Source organism: Bacteroides sp. (assembly GCF_019417265.1).
Classification (GTDB): domain Bacteria; phylum Bacteroidota; class Bacteroidia; order Bacteroidales; family Bacteroidaceae; genus Phocaeicola.
The window spans coordinates 1-1,051 of record NZ_DXVR01000130.1; the positions used below are offsets into that span (position 1 = coordinate 1).

Below are 1,051 nucleotides of genomic sequence, written 5' to 3' on the forward strand. Positions count from 1 at the left end.
TAAATCTACAGGCCGGATTTTATTTCTGTATTAGTTTTTCTATCTGTATGCTATTTAGCATTTAACCTTCAAACCTTCGAGAACCTTACGCATTTCTTCGTATGTAGTAATTCTTGTTGGAACAAGAGGCAGGCGGAGACGGTTCTCAATCATTCCCATCATGCTGAGCATTGCTTTAACTCCTGCAGGATTTCCGTCTACGAACAGAAGCTTGAAGAGTTCGGTAAACTGATGATGTATCGTAAGTGCACTGTTGTAGTCGCCGGCTAAAGCAAGTCTTGTCATGCGGCTGAATTCTCTTGGGAATGCATTTCCGATAACAGAAATTACACCTACAGCTCCGAGAGTAATCAATGGGAATGTTATTCCGTCGTCACCTGAAATGACATCGAAGTTTGCCGGTTTCTTCTTGATAATCTCATCCATCTGAGAGATATCTCCTGATGCTTCCTTGATAGCTACTATATTGTCGAAATCGTGAGCTAATCGGAGTGTTGTAGCAGCAGTCATGTTCACTCCCGTACGTCCGGGAACATTGTACAGAACGATAGGAAGATTTGTAGATTGTGCTATAGTCTTATAGTGCTGGTATATACCTTCCTGCGAAGGCTTGTTGTAATATGGTACAGCTATCAGCAGTGCATCCACACCTGTCATATCGTCATTCTTTATGGTGTCGATTACTGTCTGGGTACAGTTGCTTCCCACTCCGAGAAGAATAGGAACTCTTCCGTTAACTCTCTCTATTACAAGTGATTTTATCTTCTTCTTTTCCTCTGCTGTCAGTGTCGGAGTTTCTGCTGTTGTTCCTAAAACACAGAGAAAATCTATACCGTTTTGTACCTGATATTCAACTAATCTGAGCAGTGAATCATAGTCTACACTTCCGTCTTCCTTGAATGGTGTGATAAGCGCCACTCCCATTCCTTTCAATCTTCTTTGTATCATAATTTAATTATATACGCATTTAATAGTTACAAAAGTACTAATATTTTCTTTTAAAACTATTTTTCTATCACTTTTTTTGGATATATTGATGAATTTTTGAATC

Annotated in this window: 1 protein-coding gene; it reads right to left on the minus strand. The window is 39.3% G+C overall.

The window, feature by feature from the left end; translation table 11 throughout:
• Positions 1–54: 54 nt before the first annotated feature.
• Positions 55–948 (minus strand): 4-hydroxy-tetrahydrodipicolinate synthase, encoded by an 894-nt coding sequence (dapA, locus tag QZ379_RS11760; protein ID WP_291564947.1) that lies wholly within the window; start codon positions 946–948, stop codon positions 55–57.
• Between the last annotated feature and the right edge of the window lie 103 nt (positions 949–1,051).

Coding starts and splice junctions, on each gene's coding strand:
- dapA (WP_291564947.1), bottom strand. CDS start 948: ATGATACAAAGAAGATTGAAAGGAATGGGAGTGGCGCTTATCACACCA.